Origin of the sequence: Allorhodopirellula heiligendammensis (assembly GCF_007860105.1) — a bacterium.
Taxonomy (GTDB): domain Bacteria; phylum Planctomycetota; class Planctomycetia; order Pirellulales; family Pirellulaceae; genus Rhodopirellula; species Rhodopirellula heiligendammensis.
The window spans coordinates 1,860,722-1,884,150 of sequence record NZ_SJPU01000002.1 but is presented as its reverse complement, the minus strand read 5'-3'; the positions used below and the strand labels follow the sequence as shown (position 1 = coordinate 1,884,150).

General features: G+C 58.0%; 14 protein-coding genes. 8 read left to right on the top strand and 6 right to left on the bottom strand.

Features of this window, described 5'->3' with window-relative positions; genetic code table 11:
* Positions 1 to 533 precede the first annotated feature (533 nt).
* Positions 534 to 3,341: a DUF11 domain-containing protein gene (locus Poly21_RS17325; protein ID WP_146408145.1), complete on the top strand. Its 2,808-nt coding sequence runs from the start codon at positions 534 to 536 to the stop codon at positions 3,339 to 3,341.
* A 79-nt stretch (positions 3,342 to 3,420) separates the two neighbouring features.
* Here Poly21_RS17325 and Poly21_RS17320 read toward each other — a convergent pair whose 3' ends face one another.
* Positions 3,421 to 4,584: a DUF1559 domain-containing protein gene (locus Poly21_RS17320; protein WP_146408144.1), complete on the bottom strand. Its 1,164-nt coding sequence runs from the start codon at positions 4,582 to 4,584 to the stop codon at positions 3,421 to 3,423.
* Complete coding sequence (locus Poly21_RS17315; RefSeq protein WP_146408143.1) at positions 4,562 to 5,320, bottom strand: DUF2306 domain-containing protein; 759 nt, start codon at positions 5,318 to 5,320, stop codon at positions 4,562 to 4,564. The genes Poly21_RS17320 and Poly21_RS17315 overlap by 23 nt, the downstream gene beginning before the upstream one ends.
* A 447-nt stretch (positions 5,321 to 5,767) precedes the next feature.
* On the opposite strand from Poly21_RS17315, the gene Poly21_RS17310 reads away from it, so the two are divergent.
* Positions 5,768 to 7,279: a sulfatase family protein gene (locus tag Poly21_RS17310; protein WP_146408142.1), complete on the top strand. Its 1,512-nt coding sequence runs from the start codon at positions 5,768 to 5,770 to the stop codon at positions 7,277 to 7,279.
* A 185-nt stretch (positions 7,280 to 7,464) separates the two neighbouring features.
* On the opposite strand, the gene Poly21_RS17305 is transcribed toward Poly21_RS17310, so the two are convergent.
* Positions 7,465 to 13,707 (bottom strand): alpha-2-macroglobulin family protein, encoded by a 6,243-nt coding sequence (locus Poly21_RS17305; RefSeq protein ID WP_302119361.1) that lies wholly within the window; start codon positions 13,705 to 13,707, stop codon positions 7,465 to 7,467.
* A 449-nt stretch (positions 13,708 to 14,156) separates the two neighbouring features.
* On the opposite strand from Poly21_RS17305, the gene Poly21_RS17300 reads away from it, so the two are divergent.
* The gene (locus Poly21_RS17300) at positions 14,157 to 15,461 is read left to right on the top strand and encodes a BBP7 family outer membrane beta-barrel protein (RefSeq protein ID WP_146408141.1); all 1,305 of its coding nucleotides are present in this window, start codon (positions 14,157 to 14,159) and stop codon (positions 15,459 to 15,461) included.
* Positions 15,462 to 15,593: 132 nt separating this feature from the next.
* Complete coding sequence (locus Poly21_RS17295) at positions 15,594 to 16,535, top strand: diacylglycerol/lipid kinase family protein (protein WP_146408140.1); 942 nt, start codon at positions 15,594 to 15,596, stop codon at positions 16,533 to 16,535.
* On the opposite strand, the gene Poly21_RS27635 is transcribed toward Poly21_RS17295, so the two are convergent.
* Entirely contained in the window at positions 16,512 to 16,850 is a 339-nt protein-coding gene (locus tag Poly21_RS27635; protein WP_302119358.1) for a hypothetical protein, read from the bottom strand. The genes Poly21_RS17295 and Poly21_RS27635 overlap by 24 nt on opposite strands.
* Before the next feature lie 200 nt (positions 16,851 to 17,050).
* Here Poly21_RS27635 and pgsB point away from each other — a divergent pair, with 200 nt between their 5' ends.
* The 3 genes from pgsB to pgsW all read left to right on the top strand — a co-directional run bounded on the left by pgsB (position 17,051) and on the right by pgsW (position 20,268).
* Positions 17,051 to 18,382, top strand: coding sequence for a poly-gamma-glutamate synthase PgsB (gene pgsB / locus Poly21_RS17290; protein WP_146408139.1), 1,332 nt, complete (start codon positions 17,051 to 17,053; stop codon positions 18,380 to 18,382).
* 1 nt (position 18,383) lies between these two features.
* Positions 18,384 to 18,890 carry a poly-gamma-glutamate biosynthesis protein PgsC gene (gene pgsC, locus Poly21_RS17285; RefSeq protein ID WP_146408138.1) on the top strand — a complete coding sequence of 169 codons (507 nt, stop codon included), beginning with the start codon at positions 18,384 to 18,386 and terminating at the stop codon, positions 18,888 to 18,890.
* 94 nt (positions 18,891 to 18,984) lie between these two features.
* Positions 18,985 to 20,268: a poly-gamma-glutamate system protein gene (gene pgsW / locus Poly21_RS17280; protein ID WP_146408137.1), complete on the top strand. Its 1,284-nt coding sequence runs from the start codon at positions 18,985 to 18,987 to the stop codon at positions 20,266 to 20,268.
* 38 nt (positions 20,269 to 20,306) lie between these two features.
* Here pgsW and Poly21_RS17275 read toward each other — a convergent pair whose 3' ends face one another.
* Together Poly21_RS17275 and Poly21_RS17270 are read right to left on the bottom strand one after the other, a co-directional pair.
* Positions 20,307 to 20,630: a hypothetical protein gene (locus tag Poly21_RS17275; RefSeq protein WP_146408136.1), complete on the bottom strand. Its 324-nt coding sequence runs from the start codon at positions 20,628 to 20,630 to the stop codon at positions 20,307 to 20,309.
* A 72-nt stretch (positions 20,631 to 20,702) separates the two neighbouring features.
* Entirely contained in the window at positions 20,703 to 21,494 is a 792-nt protein-coding gene (locus Poly21_RS17270) for a class I SAM-dependent methyltransferase (RefSeq protein ID WP_146408785.1), read from the bottom strand.
* A gap of 339 nt (positions 21,495 to 21,833) precedes the next feature.
* On the opposite strand from Poly21_RS17270, the gene Poly21_RS17265 reads away from it, so the two are divergent.
* On the top strand, positions 21,834 to 23,114 hold the full coding sequence (locus Poly21_RS17265; protein ID WP_146408135.1) for a hypothetical protein: 1,281 nt from the start codon (positions 21,834 to 21,836) through the stop codon (positions 23,112 to 23,114).
* Positions 23,115 to 23,429: the final 315 nt, after the last annotated feature.

Genomic DNA, 23,429 nt, shown 5'->3' with positions numbered 1-23,429 from the left:
ATTTTTACTGAGCCTAACGAATGCTGGCCAGCCAATGAAAGAGCGAAAAACAACCAACCCCCATTTTCACCTGCCGAATCGTGTCAGTGACTCGATGCGGGGATCTCAACAACACCGCCGCCGGGGCAACCGCACGGGAGGCAACCGCAGGGGACACGACACACCGTTCCGCACGGTGTCGCCCTGTACCACCGGGCACTCCACCACCGGGCACTCCACCACCGGACACTCGACCACTGGGCACTCCACCACTGGGCACTCGGCTCGTCGCTGCCGCAGTTGGGCCGGGCGAAATTCGAGATTATAGGCAGAGACCGTATTTTAATACTTCACGACCACATTACCTGGTCGAGATTCGCTCTTGGCGGGAATGTTCCATTTTTGCTAAAGGCTTAGGCACGGTCAATCTGCGTTGGATACACCATGCCATGATTGCCCATTTTACAACACCGAACATACGTCCACAATTCTCGGCCACGGATTGGCAATACGGGGCGGTATCGGCCGCGCGGACACGCAAAGGAATGCGAACCATGATGGAATTCGGAAAACTACTTTCGTGGCGTCTCACCGGCGGCGTCGCTACCGTGGCAATGGGAGCATTGGCTGCGGCTCAAGTTCAGCGTCAGGAATTGCCGCAAGAGACAGACGTGCCCCAGCTCCATCAGCCCGCGCCCGTCGATGCGTCTCTGCAACCCATCGCTGCCGACGACGGAGCATCTTCGCCCATCAAGCAAGCGGCGTTTATGGCCGCCATGCCATCAACGGTTCCCGCCAGCGAGGCGGGCTCGGAGTCCGAGCCACCTTTCGATGACGCTCCCCCGACAACGTTGATCGCCCAAGTCGCCCACGAGGAACCCGTCGGCGTTGAGTCTGCCGACGACGGCCCCATGTCACTGCCGGCAGCGGCGTTCAATCCGGCGGGCATGATGGGCCTGCCCAGCGAAATGGACGAGCCCGACGGCGACGCTGCCGCCGATCCGGGCCAAGGAGCCAACGAGGGTCCTGCCATGGCGATGTCGTTCATGGGACTTCCGCAAGAACACGCGTCTCAACGGCAAGAACCACAGCAGTCGGCTCCTCCCCAGTTCGATCAAGCGGGCCTCGACCCGGAGATGCCCGAAACGGGCACGATGCCGGAGATTCAGTTTGACCAAGGCCCCATGATGATGGGCGCTACGCCACCTCTGGACGACGCACCGGGCCTGCCGCCTCAGGCCTACGGGGGCATGACCGACAGCGGGCCGATGCCCGAGTCCGCCTCGATGCCCGAGTCCGCCTCGATGCCCGAATCTGCACCAATGCACGAGCCCTCGCCCATGCACGAGCCCTCGCCCATGCACGAGCTCGCGCCCCTGTCCGAGCCTGTGCCCATGCACGAGTCTGCGCCCATGCAATCGACGGCAGCCATGAACGACTCTGCTGCACTGGACAATCCATCATCGATGGGTAGGGGCGCACCGATGTACGACGCGGCGCCGGTGCAGCAGGCACCTGCGATGCAGGGATTCGTTGGTGAGCAGCCCAGTGGCCCCGGTGAATCGTTTGGTGGCAATTCGCTGCGACACCCCATGGGGATGGAAAATCAATTGCGTTCTGCAGCCGACGACGCCGCGATGGCTCCCAACAATCCGTATCAGTCCCCGCTACCGGAGCTCCCCCAGCCCACGCTTTATCAGAACAGTGCCGGCGCCGGCATGCCAGAACAACACAACGCCGTTGCGGAAAATGCAGCACCGAGCGGTTTCGGCCAGGGTGGTTTTGCACCTCAAGAAGCTGCCGGTGGCCGAAACATGTATGATAACGAGCGTTCCCCTGGTCAGACCCCCGCCCAGTACGCTGGTCACCAACGCGACGCCAATCCTGCGCTCGGAATGCCAGGGCAGGGCGGAGCCGGAAATCGCTCCGGTCAAGATGCCTATCTCGCCGCTCAGAGCGACCCGATCTCCATCAACCTGCCTGGCGACCGCAGGCTCGAGGGCGCTCAAACGCCGAGCGTGGTCATCCATAAACGCGCTCCGGCGGAAGTGAAAGTTGGCCAACCTGCGACTTTCGTCATTCAAGTTCGCAATGCCGGTACGGCAGAGGCGCTCGGCGTGCTCGTCCACGACCGCGTGCCTGCGGGCATGCAGCTTGTCGACGCCACACCAGCACCCACCATGCAGGGTGATCTCCTCGTGTGGCAACTCGGCGCCATGCCTGCAGGCGACGAGCGTTCGATCACGCTGCAATTGGTTCCCCAAGAAGAGGGAGAGCTCGGCAGTGTGGCCCGTGTCACCTTCGAAGCCGCTGCTTCAGTCCGCACCCGCAGTACTCGCCCCGAACTTAAGATCACCCAACGAGCCCCGCAGAAGGTACTGATTGGCCAACAGCTCGAAGTCGAATTGGAAGTCGCCAACGTGGGCACCGGTGCCGCAACCGGAGTGATTCTCCAGGCCGACGTGCCTCCCGGATTGGATCACCCCAACGGCCGACAACTGGACAATGCGTTAGGCGTTTTACGTCCCGGGGAGGTTCGCCGCGAAGTATTGCGAATGCGTGCCGTCGAGCCCGGCATGATCGAGAACGTCGTCCACCTGACCGCCGATGACGCGCAACCAGCCAACCACTCGGTGAGCGTGGAAGTCGTCGCGCCGAGTCTGAAGGTCGCCATCTCAGGCCCGAACCGCCGATTCCTCGAACGCCAAGCCAATTACACAGTCAAGATCGACAATCCGGGCACCGCTGCAGCACGCAACGTGGAAGTGATTGCTCGACTCGATCGCGGTTTCACCTTTGTCAGCACCGAGAACAACGGCCAGTACGATCCCAATCGGCACGCCGTCCGCTGGTCAATCGTTGAATTGCCGGCAGGCGAATCGGCATCCGTACCCGTGACCATTCTACCCGTCGAAGCGGGAGATCAAGTTATCCGCATGGAAGCCACTGCGGATCTGGATACCCGTAGCGAAAGTGAACACACGGTGACGGTCGAGTCCCAAGCCGAGTTAACCTTCAGCATCGCCGACACCGCCGACCCGATCGAACTGGGAAGCGAGACGACCTACGAAATCAAGGTCCGAAACGCGGGCTCACGTAATGACACGAACGTGCAGGTTCGATTGTTGTTGCCGGCCGGCATCGAAATGCTCGAGAGCGACTCCGATGCAGGCACGGACGGACGTGGCGGAGTGGTATTCGCCCCACACGCAAATCTGCCCGCTGGCGGTGATTTGACGTATCGCATCCGCGTTCGCGGTGTACAGCCCGATACCCACGTGATCAAAGCTGTCGTCACCAGCGATCAGTCCCGCGTGCCGGTAACCAAGGAAGAAAGTACGATGGTGTATGCCGATCGGTAAGGAGCCGTGGTCGAGACGGCCCCGCCTCAGCGCGGCCCACCGCCGGAAGGTGGCGGGCTGCCGATGCGGATGAACGCCGCTACTCAAAGTTGCCAATCTGATCCTGATCCTGGCCTGCGGCGGATCCTAATGCTCCCCACAATCCGTGGGGACTCGCTCGATCCGTGTGATCCCCGGTTGGTTCGACCGATTGATACCAAGCACTTCGAACGGCTGACGTCGCGTCGCCCGCTTCGATGCTGTTGGCGATGAACTTGACGGCTCCATCGGCCATCAGCGAGTGGATTCCGCCCTGGTGGTAGCTCCCACCGGAGTAGATTCCGTCAACGGCGTCCTCGCCGCCAACCGCGAAACTGATACTATTGGGTGGCAAAATCGTGTTGGCCAAAGCGACCCCAGCGGCACCGTCCGCCCAACGGCCACCCCTTCCAGCCGCGCTCAACGCTGTGCTGTCTTGGTAAAATGCGGGACGTTGTGGATCCAGCAATTCTTGTCCGGTCGCCGGTGCAGCAAGAAAACTTGCCGGTTGCCCAACGGCGTATTGGCCGCTCACCAGCCGATCCATGTTATTCGCGATCTCCATCATGGCGACTGTGTTGGTCAGTCCATCGACCACATCTCGAAAACGCGTCACCCGCTGACTTGCTGCCGCAAAAACACCACGAGGCGGCAGTGAGTCACCACTCGCGGACGTTTTCTCGTGATACAAGTCGCGTGCAGCGTCGCCGATGCAAAACGTATAGTTGGTCAGACCGAACGGTAACTTCTCCGCTGGGTCACTCGGGCAGCGCAGCGAACGCACTTGCGTTGCCCAGGGATCATAACGCGGCACCGTGGGAGCAGGCCCGAACGCCGGATAGGATACGTCTGCATTCTGCTGCGGCGCCGCAATTTGTTCCCACAGAGCCTGCTCCTCAAAGAACGGTAACATCGCCACCAATCCGCTCAGGCGTCCCGCATTGTCGAGCCCATGCTGGGCTTGTGAATCGGCGTGCCTGAAACGTCCTGTTCCGCCCATGGCGGGCGGTAATTGATTGTATGCGGCATGATAATTGTGCATCGACAAGCCAAGCTGCTTGAAATTATTGGAGCAGGACATGCGGCGGGCGGGCTCGCGCGACATCCTGAGCGAGGGCATCAGCAGTCCAATTAGGATTGCGATCGCAGCAACCACGACCAACAACTCGATCAACGTGAAACCGTATCGCAATCGACGCCTATCAGTCCACTTGCAGCGACTCATCACGACTCCTCGATTCAGCGAAAGGATTTAGGAACCTTCGCCAGCGATGCGGAGTCTCGCTGACAAAAACACAAAACACTTGATAAGCGGCCAGTGGCAATAACCAACTCACCCACGCATTGACCCGATAAAACTCCGGTGAATCTACCTGCAACATGAACGCAGCTCCGGCGAGGAATCGCAACAGCAGGGGGGAGGCGAGCAAAATAGCGGAGCGAATCGCCCACCGACGGTGCAATTTCAATTGGCATCGAATCGCCGTCACCGCCGTTGCGGTGACGCTCAAACCAGTCGCGAGAGATAGGCACATAAAACCAACGCCCGCTATCGGACCAGCAAGTGCCTGCGTCGCCATCACCAGACCGCTCGGCACAAGAAAGCCGATAACCAATCCTGCTTGCACTCGCCCCGCCAGCCGGTGCCCACGCCGCCGTGTGGCCATCGATCGCAGCCCCGTCGAGACTAGGAACAAAGCGAGCAACAGCGTCAGTGGAGCCACGATCAAATGCGTATAAAACGCCACTGCGTAGACCCCGTGAAACGAGTTTTCGCGGCCCAGCAAAAAAGTCGCCTCAAAATTGGCGGGAAAGTAGAACCGGTACTCAGCCAAGATCAGGGCAAAAATCTTTGTCGCCAAGAGACTAATCGCAAAGACGAAAAGAGCGTTGGCTCGAGGAAATCGCACCCAAGTCATTGCGGGATGCTGCCGTGAAAGGTCGGGGGCAGAATCACTCACAAATTCGATCCTCCCAGGCCAATTTCCAAACGGTGACGGTGCCCACAATCGTTCCCACGGCGATCATTCCCATTCAATGTACCGTATTTTACTCACGTGCAATCTATTTAAATCTAGCGTGCGGCTCCGCCCGATTGCCACGACCTACGAGGCTAAGTCCAACAAACGCGTAGCCATCAAGCGACTTGAGGGGCAACGTGACGGGCTGTTGATTCACGGAGCCGAGACGCATAGGGCGTCACGCTGTCGATCAGCTCAACCGGCCCTTGCACCTCGGCAGAGGACGATCCTCCCTGCCGGGACGACACGGGTTTGCTAGCAAATGACAGCAAATCAGCAAGAGAAGTGGCCGACTGAAGCCAACGTCCCTGCGACGGAAGCGCACGCCTCGTGCTATATTCGGGACTCGAATTGAACCTCCCCACTCATGATGGAAATGGAAACACAATGCACCTCAGATTCATTCGCCTCTTGACAATCAGCTGCGTTGCCACGCTCGCCGGTTTTTCTCCCGCGGCGATGGCGGCGTCTCCCAATGTGATCGTGATACTCGCCGATGATCTGGGAATTGGTGATATCTCTCCCACCAATTCACAGTGCAAAATTCGCACGCCTCACCTACAACAACTTGCTGACGAGGGGATCACTTTCCACGATGCCCATACACCCAGCGCGGTTTGCACGCCGACACGATACGGCCTGTTGACGGGACGGTACAACTGGCGATCGATTCTGGCCAAGGGCGTGCTCAGTGGTACCAGTAAACACTTAATTCCTGCAGATCGACCGACCATTGCACACTTGATGCGTGAGGCGGGCTACCACACTGCCATGATCGGTAAATGGCATCTTGGCTGGGACTGGGAGATGACCGATGGGAACATTGACTTTTCCGAGCCTGTGCTAAACGGACCGGACATCAATGGTTTCGACCAATACTACGCTCACTGCGGGTCCCTCGACATGCCGCCCTATGTGTGGGTCAACACCGGACACGCGACGGCCATTCCCACCCGTGAAGAAGGCGTCACCGCGAAACAAGATCCGTACGGCTGGTATCGCAAGGGCCCCATTGCGCCCGACTTTGTGATTGATGACGTTCTGCCACATCTATTCAACAAGGCCATCTCGCACGTTCAAACGCAGACAGGCCCCGCGGCGTCCGAAAAACCTTTCTTTCTCTACTTGGCGCTTCCCGCTCCTCACACACCGATCGTGCCAGTACCGCCGTTCAAAGATGCCAGTGGGATGAATCCGTATGCCGATTTTGTCATGCAGGTCGATCATCACGTCGGCGAACTGATGGCAGCTCTCCAAGCAGCGGGCGCCGACAAAGACACGTTGTTTATTTTCACGAGTGATAACGGTTGCTCTCCACAGGCGAATTTCAAGGTCCTCGCGAAACATGATCACGATCCCAGTCGCGGCTTCCGTGGTTACAAAGCCGACATCTACGAGGGCGGCCACCGTGTGCCCTTGATCGCCCGTTGGCCCGGTCACATCGCACCGGGTACCAATTCTGACGCACTCGTCTGCCTGACTGATATTTACTCAACTCTGGAAGCGATTGCCGAAGTACCTCGCCAGGACCGCGGAGGAGAAGACGGCTTCGACCTCTCGCCCGTATTCGCGGGCGCCCAAACTTCGGCTCGCGACACGTTGATCAGCCATTCCATTGGGGGCTCCTTCGCCATTCGCCAAGGCCCTTGGAAACTCTGTTTGTGCGCCGGCAGTGGCGGTTGGAGCGAACCTCGAGAGCCGCTTGCCAAGCAGCGCAACCTCCCCGAAATGCAACTCTTCAATCTCGCTGATGATCCCGCCGAAGAAAAAAACTTGATCGCCGAACATCCCGAAAAAGCAACTGAGCTGCTCGCCCTGCTCGAAGAACAAGTAACGAATGGACGCTGCACTCCTGGCAAAAAGCTGAGTAACGATCGCGAGGTCGCGTGGTTGCCTTAGGTTGCGGCGTCTCGAGCGCGACCGTCAGCATTCCCACTCGTTGAACCATGTCGCCAGCTCAATCGCGGGGCCAACTCCACCGCGGGACCATCGTCCCGCGTGATCGTATTCGCCACGGCCTCATGGATGACATGAAGCCAACAACTTCGGTAGAGCGACAGCAGATGTCGCCCCTCTACCGACGTCTAGTCACGTTGCCGCTGGCCCACCTTCATCAGATGGCTTTCGCTGTGACTGTTGTACTGGGGGGCGTACATTGATTCGATTGTCGCCAGACCGCTCTGATACTGTCCTCTCAACTGCACACGGCTACGTGATTCGAGCACGTAGGTGCCTGTGGGCAAGGTATCAATGAAGAAGTGCTCGGCAGCGTCACGGGTACTCTGATAGTAGCCCATCCCGTCTTGCCATCGGTAGCCGGACAACACGTTAGTCGGTTCGGTACCGCTACCGCGTGAATCCTTTAGATGGATAAACTCCATTTCCCGTGAAGTGCGAACGATCAGTCGCGAGACAATCTCGTCACCGACGTCGATGGGAGTACCATCAGCGTCCACGCTTCCCCCTGATTTTGCGTCAGCACCGTCGCCCGCGACGAGTCCGTTGACCACCGGACGCAAGACTTCGCCACTCGGAGTGCTGCGGACAACGAAGAGCTGTTTTTCAATCTCCAGCGGCGTACCGTCATGCGGGGTGACCTCGTCGACGTTCTGAAAGAACGACCAATGCACACCACCCCATGCGATTCCAGGGGTCGTTTTGGTTACCGTGATTGACCCCATCGCTGGAGTGATCTCGGCGGCGGCAAATCGCTGCTCGTAGAACCCCGTTCCCGCTTCAACGTTCTGCTGCTCGACAGCCTGTTCGCCAACTGTCACATCGACAAGCGTTTGATCGGCAAGCAGATCCACGCCCCGCAGTAGCAGTGCGTAGACGGCATCAGCGGTTGCTTTGGTCGTTTCCCACGAGCGAGTTTCTTTCTGGCGAAGTAACCAAGCTTTGCACGACTCCACGGAAGTCTGATCGGAGGCAACTTCGTCAAACACCTCGATCATCATCGCCTGCGTCTCGATATCGGCCTGGAACCAGAACCAACCCCGGACATCATCGTTCCAGTGCATGCCGGTTTCATCCGTCACGCTGCGTTCTCTCAGCGATCGGACGATCGACGAGGCATCCGAGGCACGACCGAACCGCTTCAGTGCCACCGCGAGGTGTGCTTGGCTCATGCGGGGGAGCTTCAACCAATGCTCAGCGGCTTGGTCGAGCCAGTAGTCAAGTGCGGGCTTTGCATCAGCCGCAATATCCGAGTCTTGCAGGAAGAAGCTCCGGCCATAGAGGTAGAGTGCGATCGTGCTGGACAGATGATTTTGCTCGCGATCACCCGGTTTGATGTCTTCGTACATCTCTTTGGAAAATGCATCCAGATGCCCCAATGCACGGATCGCCGGTGATGGATCGACCTCGGCGCCAAGATGCCGCAGTCGACCGTAACCGGTGGCAATGTAGAGCGTGATGAACGAATTGGATCGGCCACCAGGAAACCATGGCCAACTGCCATCATCGGCCTGTACGTCGGTCAGTCGTTGCGTTAATCGCTCGACTTGATCGTTGACCCGGTTTTGATCGAACAGAATTCCGACATTGCGGCGAGCCTCAGCTTCCGATTCCGCTTGGAGCACCCATGGCGTTTCCGTCAGAGCGATCGAGGCGAGCTCTTCGTTCTGCTGCAGTGGCGAGGCCAAGGCATCGCGTCCGCCGGACGCACCCTTGGACGGCAGGGGTTGATTGCGCCAGGTATTGAAGACCCGCTCAATCTTGGGATCGGAGGTCGCGATGTGTCTTGCCAACAAATTGGCGTACAAGCGATTGAAGGTCTGCTCGCTGCATTCGTAGGGATAGTCCATTAGGTACGGCAGAGCCATCACGGCGTACCAAGCAGGATTCGACGTCATCTGAATCGTCAGCGACTCGCTGCGGATTGAACTGGAGCTAGGATCTAGCTCGGCGAGTTTGTCGAGCGTGAACGTCTTCGTCTCCGCACCATCGATCGGCAGTGCGATTGACTCATGAACGAGGATTTTCCTGGACAGCACAGGCAGATAACCTTCCTCACCATCGGACAGTCGGCCCGTCGAGCCCACCGCTTTGTAGGTCAGGTAACCAATTCCGTCGGGAACGCGGATCGGCCACGAGAACGACTGCGAGCGACCAGCGGGAATCTCGAAGGACTGCCGTACGTTAATGTTGTCGAGCCGCTCATCGACACTATCCCCGGTGCGAGCACTGGCGAACTGCAACGCGACGGAGCCACTCTGCACCGTCGCCGATTGATTGGTAACCTTCACCGTAATCTCGATTTCGTCACCTTCGCGCAGCACACGAGGTGGATTGGGCTGGACCATCAACTCTTTGCTGGTCACGGTGGTATCGCGGAGCAGCCCGCCCGCGAGGTCTGCAGTGTGTGCGAACCCAATGAACTGCCACCGAGTCAGCGCCTCAGGCATGGTGAAGTTCATCTTCACCACGCCTTGGTCGTCGGCGGTTAATTCAGGGAAGAAGAACGCGGTCTCATTGAGATTTTTCCGCGGCGAGACGTTGGATAGATCGACGTCATTCTTGTCCGCCGGCGGTTCACCGACCGCATCGTCGGCAGCAGCCCCCGGTTCACCGAGTGCCAACGACTCGGATTCCATGGCGATGTTCCCCGCGCTCCTGGCCATTTCAGGTGCAGCAGCAGGCATCGCTCCATCTGCCATCATCATCATCGGCATCGCGCGGCCGCCCTTTTGCATCATGCGACCTCGAAAGGCCATCTGCCCCTGCAGTTCCGGTGGGTACTGGCGATATGTCAGCACCCCACCTCCCGATCCATGCGACCGTCCTGTCGAGATCTGCTGGAGGTGAACCCAGCGGTTTTGGTCATCAACGGAGGTGTGCGTACGATCCTGATAAAACAAACCAAAACCACTTGGAAATCCATGGGGAGCGAAGGCGTCTAACGATGCGTCATACAGTGTTGCGACCATTTCTGCAGCCTGCCGCATCGCAGCTTCGCCTTTATCGGATGCATGCTCCGATGGGTTTTCGATGACGGCGGTCCAAGTTTCCTGCTGACCTGGCTTGAGTTTGGAAACAAAATGCTCCCAGCGAATCTTGAGTTCCTTGTTCGACCAGGGCACGTCGACGTAGGTTTCATTTAAGTACAGGCGGTTTTCACGCACCATCCAAACCCGCACGTTGAACCCACCTCGCATCGACTCATCGATCTCCTGTTTGATCTCGACCTGAGTGCGGTTCTTGGGTGTCCAAAATCGCTGCAACATTTTGCCACGATGGGTGACTTCGACGAGTGCGTGGGCGGAGTCGTACCCGCTGCCCCACACTGCACGAAACGTTTCGCCGGGTTCGTACGATTGCTTTTCGGTGGCAAACAAATTCGCAATTGCCAGTTCACAATGATCGGCATCGGGGTTGATTACCTGCAGTGGCAGGATCGCCTGAACGTCGTTTCCGGCTGAATCCACTGCCGCTAGGACGGCCCGGAAGTTCCCGGCCTCCAGTTCGGCATCAAAACTTGCATGTCCGGACTCGTTTGTGGTCAGTTCCACGGTCTTGACGACTTTGTCGAGGGGCCATGAATTGGGTTCTTCCGCCCGAACTTCGTCTTGTTGCTCGTTGAGCTGTCCCGGTTGGATATCGATGCGGTCCCATGTAATCGCATTGTCCAGCCGTTTGCGTCCGATCGCATCCGGTGCCTTCAGCGAATAAATGTCGACCTTGACCTTGGCTGAGACGGGGTCGCCCTGCAAGGTTTTGGTAGCGATCTTGACCTCAATGGGATCTTCATCGGTCAACCAGTTGACGGACGGAGTACTCAGAGTGGCCTCCATCGTCGTGTAGCCGATCAACACGCTGGTGGTAGCGTCACGTGTCTCGCCGGTCGAGTCAGTGACATCCGCAGTGATTTCGTAGCGAAATTTCGGTTCACTTTGGCGATCCACCGATGCGTCAGGAATCGCATCGAACGCAATGGAAAACTCGCCCATTTCGTCAGTCGTGGTCGTGCCTTCAGCGATTGTTTGGGCGGGCAGGGGCGATGGCGGGAACCACCAACAGCGATATCCCCACCACGGCGGGAACTGTGTTTTACGAACCACCCGGTAGCTGACCTTGCCACCATCGATCGGCGCTGAGGTGTAGGCGGTCGCGTGCCCGCTAACGACCACGGCCTCGCCCAATCGCACCGACTCTTCGGGCGCGTCGATTTCGACTTCGAATTTAGGACGCTTGTACTCTTCGACGCGAATCGATGCAGCACCACCAAACGGGCCGATCGTGCGGAGCGTCATCTGGCCGGTCAATCCACCGTTGGGCAAGTTGAAACTGCCATGGCAACTGCCGAGTTCATTGCATTGATGCTTGGTGGCCTGGATGACTTTGCCATTAGCGTCGAGTAGCTCGACAGTGAGTTGTTCATCAGCAGAAACATGATAATCGTTCGTCGTCTGGTTGGATCGCGTGCAGATCACTTTGTAGCGAACGGTTTGACCGGGACGATAAATCGATCGATCGGTAAAAAAGTGGCTCCGCGTGACATCGTTGTCATGGTCGCCGGCTTGTCGATAGCGGTAGTTTCGGTACGTCTGCGACAATAGGCGATCTTCACCTCGCTTGGCTAAAAAGTTGATGTCTCGCAGCTCGCCGCTGTCGAATTCGAAACGTCCTGTCGCATTCGTGCTCAATGTGACGACGTTCGTTAAATCTTCGCGACCGCGATTCGTTTGCTTGCGTGCCCAGACATCGATCGAAGCACCGCTGACGGGTTCGCCGCTGCGCCCCTCGACGAGGTAACCAACCATTGCCTGATCGTCATATCGCGTTTCCATTACCAACGAGAGGCCACTGACCCACACGTCAGTGAGTGCCGTGAACTCCGTTTCCAAAGGAAAATCCTGAGAGGTGCTCGCGATCAGATAGTAGGCACCGCGGGGCACGCGGGTGTTGGCAGGAAGATGCTCGGTGCGATCACGGTAGTCGTTTGTCGGTGCCAAATTAGCCGACCAGGAGGCAACCGGTTTTCGTCCCAGCACGTTAATTCGTTGGCGGCGGTCGAGGTAATTGGGCTGCTGGCCTGATTTCTGCACCGTTTCGTAATCCAACGCGACTAGGCGAAAGAACACTTTGGTGGTGTTTCGATATTTCACATCAATCTGGGGTTGAGCAGATTCATCCAGCTCAGAATTCCAAACATGTTCGGTGGCGATTTGAATCGAAGGGGCTTCGATTTGCTCGATCAAATCGCGACATTGCGAGGCGCCCAGACTCTTGGGGTGGGCATCGATCGCGGCCTGCGCAATGAAGTGAGCGCGAACCAACTCGTTGTCTTGCCGAACGAGCGTCGCAAGCTGAAATTGAGCTCGAGTCGAAATGGGGTTCCCACCATTTCGCTTTACAAATGCCTGCAGTGCTGCCGCGAATTTTTTGCCTTCGTCATCCCCAATAGCATGCTCGTGAGCGAACTCTAAACGGGTGAGGTCAGTGTCAATGAACGCAGCCGTATCATCGTCGCCACGATGAAACTCGAGCCAATGCTGATAGAGAGTGGTCGCTCGCCGCAGCGGTGACCCTGCGTCGGAGTCTGGCACTTCCCAAGCGATGAACGAATCGACATCGCCAAACACGGGCGAATCAGCAGTCAGCTCAAAACGATCGGCGGGACCGGCGTAGGTTCCATTGGCGTCGGCATAGAACTCGATCGCCTCGGCGACTACGAAATCGTAGAGTGTCGGACGGTAGTTATCGGGCGCGGTGCCCTGGACGAGCAAGTCGTTGTAGTCGGCAATGGGAGTTTGCTGAAGCGTCTTTTCGCTGCCGTCTTCGGCACTCAAGGCCGCCTCGAACAAGGCGGCGGACTGCCTCACGATGCGGTTGCGAGTCCAGGTGGTGATGTCTTCAGATGACTTGATCACCACCGGTTCGGTGGAGTCGATGATTTGCGGATCAATTTCAGTGCGATCCTGGAACCGCCACTGGTTCTGCGTGTAGTAGCTCCAAAACCAGTTAGCGAGAATGGCGCGGAGGATAGGCTGCGTTGACACTGGTGCGGTTTCCAGATCTGCTTGCAACTTCACAATCCGGTGAACTTCCCCGCGGCCTTCGAGTTGTCCGTCCAGGGTCGCTCGGGTGGCGAGCAGGCGAACGATAAGTCCGTCCTCGTGCCGCTGGATCGCTCCGGGAAGTTGCTTTTCGATCTCCTCCATTGCCGTTTTCGGCAGGCCCTGGTTGATCGCTTCCTGGATCGCCTGCCACGCTGCAGGCTCCGGTGATTGGGCATCATTCGTAGTCATGAGCTGGGCGGGAGCGAGCAGGGTGAGTAGAAGAGCGAAGCAGAGGAAGGTGCCGATCAGACCACAGCGAGCATTCATGGATGGTTTTTCGTGGGGGAGACGAGAAGTGGAAAAGATGCACACGGACACGTGCTTTCAACATAACGATTCAGCAGCGAGTTCATTAGGCAGATTTGCCAGAAAAAGATCCGGTGCCTTCGAGTCAGCCCGCGACCTAGCGCAATACGGGTGGCGGCCCCGTGCTCGCAAGGTGCCCCCCCCTTCCGCAGACAGAGCAGCCCGCTGGTCTCGCTGAGAGCGTTACCGGACCGTCCAGCGAGGATCATTCCCGGACACCTTCACACTACTTTCTTTCGGGACTGAATTCATGGCCCCCGCCTGCGGGCGTGCCAGCGGTAAATGATCTTGACACCGGTCGTCAAAAATACGAATGCTGCGGAAGCTACGAAGAAAATCTTGAGTGATTCTTGAAAAAAACTCCAAAGTCTGATCCGGTGCCAAATTCAATCCTCGACTCCAGCCCCCCCATGTCCCGCCTGCTGCAAGTGCTGGTGAAGTCTATCACCGTGTGCTTGTTTGCAACTATGTGGCATGCCGGCGCGGCGGCGCAAGCTCCCTCGACAGACCCCTACTCGACCGGTGGTTACCCGGCCGGGACGACCAATGTCTTCACCGCACCGCCAATGTGGATCGGTTCCCCCAGCGGCGCCGGGTATCCGAGTAGTTTCGGATCGGCGATCGGTGGCCCCCCCAGTGACCGTCTGTGGTTCCGCGGTGAATACCTGTACTGGCGAACCAAGGGGATGGACACGCCGGCACTCGCCACGACCAGTCCCACCGGGACACCTCAGGACGAAGCGGGCATACTCGGATTTGATTCGACGAGCGTGCTGTTCGGCGGTGGCAGCATCAATGGCAGTGCGACCAACGGATTGCGTCTCAAGGGCGGGTTCTATTTCACCCCCTCCGCAGCATTTGGCATCGAAGGCGAGTACTTCTCGCTGGCCGACCAAAACGATGGGTTCTCCGGTGGCAGCGATTACGACATTCTCGCGAGGCCATTCTTCGATACCACCAATGACCGTGAAACGGCTCAGTTAATTAACTATCCCAACGTTTTCGAAGGTGACCTTGCGATCACGTCCTCGACCGGCCTGCGTTCGGCGATGCTCGCAGGTCGAGCCGCATTGTGCCCGACCTGTGGCGGGAACTGCGTTTCGTGTCGTAATTCTGATCGCGTCGATTGGATTGTCGGATATCGAAACATGCGATTGGAGGATCAACTGGTGATTTCCGAATCAGCAGAATCCTTTGTCCCCGGTGCTCTGGGAACGATTCAATTGAGCGATCAATTCAACACCAAAAACGAATTCAACGGTTTGCAGCTGGGGGTCGCCTACCAAGCCAACATGAAACGCGTCTGGCTAGAGTCACTGCTGCGTGTCGCCGTTGGCCAAAACAAGCAGTCTGTGGGGATCGCCGGATCGACGGCGTTAACAGAATTTGGCACGACGACCAACTACCCCGGCGGACTGCTGGCGCAAAGATTCAACTCGGGAACTTTTGAACGCAACCAATTCACCATGATTCCCGAGATCGGATTGACGCTCGGCGTACGAATTTTCGATTGTCTCCACGCCACGGCGGGGTACACGGTCGTCTACCTACCCGGGGTGGTTCGTGCAGGCGATCAAATCGACACGGACGTCAATCCTAATCTGCTCGCACCGCCCGTGGACCCGTTGACAGGGTCTCACCGCCCCCAGTTCAAATTCGTCGAAAGCGATTATTATGCACATGGTCTCAGCCTGGGGATGCAGCTGCAGTTCTAAGCGATAGTAGGACAAAAACCATACCCCTCGAATGTAGTTATCGTCGCTGAAAAGTGGAGCTTGGCCTTTTGGCGAACGCACCTGCACGCCCTCTTTCCGTCGCTATCGCTAAGCATGTGTATGATGTCAACCATGACGCTACCGCATCCACCTCGCACCACATCTGCTGAGGTGGACAATCGCATTGACGAAGTCTGGATCTGTGCATCCCCCAAGGCGGGCCGCGGTCAGGGGCGTCAGGAGATCGACCTGCTCGTCAAGCGTTTGCGGGGCGATGCAATCGACGTGCATGTCACCCATAGCATGGGGGCCCTGCGTGATCGCATCGCTGATCACTCCCGGTCGACCCGACGATTTGCGGTTGTAGCAGCGGGCGGTGATGGCACTTTAGCACTGGTGGCGCAAAATCTGCCGAGGGAAATCCCGATCGTTCCGTTGCCAATGGGAACCGAAAACTTACTGGCCCGTCACTTCGGTTACACCTGTAGCGCTGAGGCGGTCGGCAATAGCATCCAGCGGAACAAACCATTAGTAATCGACGCCGGGTTAGCCAATGGGCGATTATTCCTAGTGATGGTCACCGCGGGGATGGATGCAGAGGTCGTTCGCGGCATGCACCTGACTCGACGCGGGCACATCACGCGTTGGAGCTATGCTCGCCCCATTCTGAGAGCCCTCTCCAAGTATGGGTACCCGACGATCACGTCGCGCGAAACGGCGGGAGAGGGAGAGACATACACCCGTTCGGCATGCTGGATGATGGCATTCAACCTCCCCTGCTATGGTGGCGGGCTGAACATCGAACCCGGTGCCAATGGCACCGATGGCATGCTCGACCGCATTTCACTGCATAAAGGTTTGCTTTGGAATGGGCTGCACTACCTGACGCGGATTAAGCTGGGTTGGCACTTGCGCCACCGCGACGTCGATCGCCGCCGGTTTCGAACCGCAATCTGGTCATCCCCACTGCGGGTACCCTACCAGCTCGACGGCGACTACGCCGGACGCCTCCCGGTCGAGATCGAGGTTTTGCCGGGCCGGGTGACTCTTTTAGCTCCGCCGATTGTCAATTGATCGATCGCTGCCTTGGGGCATCAAGGTGATCAGACTCACATCAGTGGACGGCTGTCCCTGAAAGTAGACCGCTGCACTTGCGACCCATCCAGCACCATTGGGGGCCTGCAGCGGAAAAGAGATTAACTTTGCTCGATTGAAAGAGAATTCTTGCGGATGACTCTTTACTTCAACCGAACACAGGGAATAATCTTCACGATATCGACGTACATGGCTGGAGCCTTGCTGACTCAGTTCGTCGACCTTTTCCCAGCAATCAAAAGACGCCCCTTCCAATCGGCCCAGTTTTTGCGTGTCGATCGAAGTCTTATCCATCGCGTGATGGACAGACGAGATTGGCCAGCAGCGCTGTGATGACGAAGGTCGGCGCTAATTCAAACCACTCAGGGATCAGCTGTTGGATGGCAGCATGATCATCGGATCTGTCGCGCAAATAGTCGTTCGCTTTCCCCATATGCCGATGCCGGCATGAATCGAGCGGCAAGGTTTCTCCTCAAATTGAAAGAGAACGGTCAGTGAACGGCTTGGTAGCATTGGTGGCAGTTGCCGCCATCGTTGGTTCGGTTGCCCTTTTGGAAGCGTGGTGGTACCACCGTCAACTCAAAAAAATCCCTTATCGGATTCACGTCAACGGCACACGGGGCAAGTCCTCGGTGACACGGTTGATCGCGGCAGGATTACGGGCTGGTGGAATACGCACCTGTGCCAAGACCACGGGGACGTTGGCGCGAATGATTTTCGATGACGGCCGAGAGTTGCCGATTTTCCGCCCCGATCGCGCGAACGTGATCGAGCAGAAACGCATTGTCAAAACCGCGGTTGCTGAGGGTGCTGAAGCACTCGTAATCGAGTGCATGGCCCTGCAGCCCTTGTTGCAATCGGTTTGCGAATTGAAGCTAGTCCGCTCAACTCACGGCGTGATTACCAATGCACGTGCCGACCATCTCGATGTGATGGGGCCGACGCGGCTCGATGTTGCCCGCGCCCTGTCAGCAACCGTCCCAGTCGGGGGCACCCTATTGACGGCCGAAGACCGCGCTGACTCATTGCAGGTGATGGGCGCAGCTTGTGCGGACCGGGGTTCGTCGCTGAAAAACATTACCGCCGCTGACTCGGCCATGATCACGCCAGAAGAGCTCGCGCAGTTTTCCTACCTGGAGCACGCTGAAAACGTAGCCTTGTCGCTCGCGGTTTGCGATCAACTCGGCGTGGCCCGAGATGTTGCGCTCCAGGGGATGTGGGCGGCTGAGCCAGATCCAGGTGCGATGCGAGTCCACCAACAAACGGTGCGAGGCGACTCGTGGCACTTCGTCAACGCCTTCGCCGCGAACGACCCCGAGTCAACGACTCGTATTTGGGATGCTGCCTACGAATATTTCCCCGGCGTGTCACGCCGGGTGCTGGTCATGAACTGCCGGGTCGACCGCATCGACCGCTCAGTGACCATGGCGAATGCCTGTGTTAACTGGCGAGCTTACGACCGCGTCGTCATTATCGGATCGGGCACCGACGTCTTTCTGCGTCGGTTGCTCAAGGGTGGTATCGACCAGAATCGCATACTTTGCTTGGGCAATGCCTCCGGCGACGAAGTCGTCACAATGCTATTGGAGTCGTTCGCCGCTGAAGCGGCCGCACGCACGCAAAAGCACAGCGGCGCAGGAGCGACCACGGCGGTCGCTGAGAAGACAGCCGTCGCTGAAAACTCAGATACTGGCATGCTGCTAATGGGTGTCGGCAATATCGCTGGCCCGGGGATGGCGTTGGCAGACTTTTTCGAGCAGAAGGAAGGCTGGGAGCGATACGCACTTCCCCAATCAGCCCCCACGCGTGTACTGGAGATGGTTTGAAATGGAATGGCTCGCTCTGTCGATTGGAATTGGTTTGGTCGTTAGTTTGCTGTTCACCGAAGCGTTTGGATTGAGCGTCGGGGGGATGATTGTGCCGGGCTATTTGGCCCTCTCGTTCGATCAACCCCTGACCATTATTGCCACAATTTTGGCTGCGTTGTTGACGGCCTGGTTAGTTCATGAAGTCGATCGGTACGCGATCTTGTTCGGTCGTCGCCGAGTGGTTCTGACGATGGTCTTTGGATTTGCCGTTGCAGCGACGCTACGTGGCGCCCTGGAAATGGTGTGGCCCAGCGTCAGCTCGTCGATGGCCGGTGGCGCGGTCATTGATCCAGCAAGTTCACTGGCGTGGATGCAGAGCATGACTGTGATCGGCTTTGTCATCCCTGGATTGGTCGCCTTGTGGATCGCCCGGAGCGGCGTTGTGCAAACGCTCTCACCACTCATCATCGCAACGTCCCTCGTCTATCTGACATTGGTAGCGATGGGAGTCACCCACCTCGCCTGAGCATTGTCCGGCGTCTGATGCGTCGGCATGTGTTCCGCTGTCCGCAATTCAACCTTGACCGCATCGAACGGCCTCCGCTCCCCACTAACGAACCATGAAAAAGCTTTACTATCGGCCGCAAAAAATATCGTCAGCATCCCTGCTATTTCTTGCGGCGCTCTCCATTGCCGTGGTGATCGTACTGCGGCATGCACCCAGTCGTTCACAGGGACTCGAACGATTAGCTGGCAAGGCGATGCATGTCCCCGACCTTGAGCAACGCATGCTGCGAGCCTCTGAGCGGACAGCACAAGCTTTCGAGGCGATCCACTGCCAGCGGGTTTCGCTCGGTCACAAGATGCTTAAAGTCCATGATCCGGCGAACACAGGCATGATTGGTCCTTCCATGTCGATGGTGACCAGTTTGCCGGGTCACTTGGATGCCAAGCTCACGAGTGTGAACCCTAACTTTGCTGCCGTCGCAATACGATTGCTGGTAGACGCTGGAGTCCGCCCCGGTGATCGGATCGCGATCGGCTGCACCGGATCGTTTCCCGCGCTGGACATCGCGGTCTATACAGCAGCGGAAGCGATGGACCTACGGCCCGTCATTATCAGCAGTGCAGCCTCGAGCCAGTTCGGTGCCAATTCACCAGACATGATGTGGCCCGACATGGAAAAATTGCTGTACGAGCAGGGCATCATTCAACATCGCAGTGAAATGATTTCGCGAGGTGGATTCCAAGATCGCGCAGCGGGGATGAGCAAAGACACTCTGGAGCTGCTCGACGCATCTATTCATCGCAGCGGCCTGCCGCTAATGGATAGTACTAGCGATGACGATGCGATTGAACGCCGCATGCTGGTCTACGCTCAGGCCGTGGAGGATGAAACGTATACGGTCTACATCAACGTCGGCGGTGGAGATGCGTCAGTCGGCGGCACGATCGGCAATGACGTGCTCGGCGAAGGCTTGATCCGCCCCATGTCGAAACTCAGCCCTCGGCGACTGTTGGGCATCGGCCGCGAAACAGCCGCAGCAACAGCGCGAGTGGCGACTGAAGACGACCCGACCGGTGAATCCTCTGCAGGCACAGCGACCGATTGTGTCGCGACCAGATTCCTGGCCTCGGGTGTGCCGGTGATCAACATGATCAACGTGGTGAAGATGGCAGATGTGTACGGATTGCCGATCTGCTCGACCGAAACCATCCGTCCTGGCGAGGGAGGCGTGTACACGATCGCGGATCTGCGCCGTCCGCTCGCCGTGCTTGGGATCGTGTTCATCATGCTATCCACTCTTCTCGTCGTCCGCCCTCCGGCCCGACTGGTCGATGCGGGCAAGCGTCGCGGATGGTTCGGCGATGACGCGAAGTCACAGCCGCAGTGGATGGTGTAGCGATGGCAGTGCGGCCGCGCCGCGGAGAGACGCCGCTCTCAAGCGGACGTCTCTTGGGCGTAGGTCTCCTGACGTCTGCCGGTCTCTTTCGTGCTGAGATGAGTGGGCGTTGTATCGGCTAAGCCAAACCATCGCGGGGGTTGACCACAGGTTTCAAAACAGATCGCGACTGGGCCATCGAAGTCCTTGCTGGTGACCACGCGCTCCCGGTTGCCTCCAATCGTGATCGTGACACTATTGAACCAGGTCGCACCATTGACCTCGCCCACCGGGTCACCGAAAGAAACGAATGGGAAGCCATTGAGTTTGCTGGTGTGGAGTTGCTTATTGCCGCGGTAATAGGTGATGAATGACCTGTTCATGGAAAGCCCCCTGGAGGTAAACGAATCGATGACCGACATCAGTAGTCTTGGCCACTGGGTGGACACGTTTGGTCAGGAGGGTATCCACAGGTTGGATTTTTCGGATTGCTTCGATGGTCGTGATTCGCTACTGCCGCCACGTCGGCGAGCCTTGATGCGGACGTAGGGCGCGATCACAGCACCTCGGTCGGCGAAACTATGGGGCGCCGCGTCCTTGGTGGCATGTTTCGGCTCGATCAAGTCCTCAACTGTAAAACCAGCCCGACACATGCCGCCGACAAGTTCCTCCCAACGGTGCAGGAATTCCACTGCGCCCGGTTCCCGCAAGCGTCGCGACACGGCCGTCGATGGTTCAGGGGCTGGTACGGGATCGGTTCGGTAATAATCATGCAACAAGACGAACTGTCCGTCGCGGCGATGGGCCGAAGCCTGCAGGCTGATCGGCGACTTATGCTGGCTGATGTACAATCCACCCGGTCGTGTCACCGCCGCGACCTGCGCATACACGGCCCCGATATCGGGTAGATAACAGGTGCTGACGGGGTGAACAACGAGATCAAATGTGGCCCGCGGCAGCATGGAAAGATCGTCCATCGAACCTTCAATCAAGCGCACGTTGAACCTGCGTCGCTGAGCAGCTTGGCGGTCCAATTCCAACATCGCGGGGCTCAGATCGACCACCGTCACCTGCGCTCCGGCGGCGGCGTAAAGACAACTTTGCCGGCCCCCACCCGCGGCCAGACAAAGCACGTTCCAACCGCGAATATTGCCGCCTAACCAACCGATGCCATCGACGGTGTGCAGTGGATCCTGCAGCTCTTCATCCGACACAATTCGGCACAGCGGCGAGTCGGCTGCCGTCAATTGTTGGTAGCATTGTCGATTGGCCCGGAGGAGTGTTTCGCGGTCGGCGGTCAAGGGAACCTGCGTCGGTGAGGGGGGGGAGTGCGAGTGAGATAGGAAGGCGAATGAGGGCGTAGGACGGCGAAAATCCGCCTTTTTTCACCCCTACGGACCGGTGTTGTAGAAGTTTCGGGTCGTTTTCGCTTAATTTAGGAACTTTTTCTGGGTACAAGTCATCTCACTTTTGTCAACCAAACTGGACGACCTATTCTCCCCACGGATGCCACGCGACGAGTCTGAGCAAACGGATTCGCTCTACAACAACTCGCCGCACCCTGATTCTATTGAGATCCCGACAGCATGTCAGCTCCCGAACCCGACTTCGACCAACTCCTCAGCGACCATCTCGATGGCCAGCTGGACGAGACGGATACGCAGATGCTGCAACAGAGCATGCAGGAGATCCCCGCCTTGCAATCGCAGTTCGATGCGATGCGTGCAGATCGCGAGGATCTACGTGCACTCTTTGCTGCGCAGCACTCGACGGGTCCTCACTTGAAGAGGGACTTTGCCGCTCGCGTGCTTGCAGAGAGTCGTCGCCGAAGATTGGCTATGGAAGGCGATCAGACGGCCGACAACAACGGTGAAACGCATACATCGCTAACTTGTGAGCAACCAATCGATGCACGTAATCGGCGTCGCGTGTCGCTGATTCTTGGCTTGGTAGCTACCGCCGCTGCAGTCTTGCTGATCACCTCTTTGAACTCCCCAGATGAACTGGACGCTCCTGTGATCGCACAGCATGAACCGTCCGCCACATCCGAGCCGCAGCCCGCTGCTGATCCAGAGCGGCCGTTGGTCGACATTGAGACCGCCCAGATCAATGGGCCCACTGAACCCATTGCCCCCCAGCCTGAACCGATGATTGCATCGGCGGATGCTCCCAAGGCGGCCGTAGGTGAACTACCGAGCGAACCAAACCGCATTGATGAACCGAGCCGTCCATCACCGAATGCAATCGTATCCTTACCAACTCCCAGCGAGGCAATGGATCGCTCACCGACGGTGTCCGTCGGCGATGACGCCTCCTTGCTAGTCGACTCGCCGTTCACGGGCGCGATGATGGTCTACGAGGTACGCCTGAGTCCACAGGGTCGCCAGATGGACGTACTCAGTGACGCGATGCGTCAGGCCGGCTTGCAGGACGCACCTCGCCTACCGATCAATCGTGACGTGATCGCGGCGGCAAAGCGGGCGGATACTTTTGATGAGGAGGCCAAATTTCAAGTCATTTTCTTGCAGGCCTCCGCAAAGAAAGTGGATCGCTTGTTCTTGAGTTTGCAGCAGGAACCACGATTGGTAGAGGCGGTTGGGTTGTCACTGATCACCGATGCTCCCATGTTGCAAATGGTCGGCAAGCTGACTCGTGTCGACGCCACCAAAATTCAGCATGACGAGCCGCTGAGTTTCGAACTGGAAAGCAACGACAGTGAAGAGCTGGCGGCGTTTCGCGAGTTGCTGGGCGAACAGACATTTCTGCCGCTAGAGGCTATTCCATCGAGTAAGGATCTGCAGCAACCCGAGTCGTCGTCGAGCGCCGGTGACGATGTCATCACGCGGGCCCTGATTTTGGTCCGGTAACGCGGCCACATTGAGCGGGTCCGTTTCACCAGCGGACTAGTTTTATCGCGAAAACCATCGCCTGAGTGCTGTGGCCCCGTGCATCGCTGTGGCCCCGTGCATCGGCCCCGTGCATCGAGAGGCGGTCTAGCTCCGGCAAACCATGTGTGATGGCGCGATAAGTGATACACCTGTGATTGAGCGATCGATGAGTGTGTCCTAAGCTGCCGGCTGAGTAGCAGCCGTCACCCGCGACCAGATCCCTGCATGCACACACCTGATGAAGGTCCCGGCTCGGTCCCACATCCCGAGTCCATTCCTGTCTCTTCATCGCTG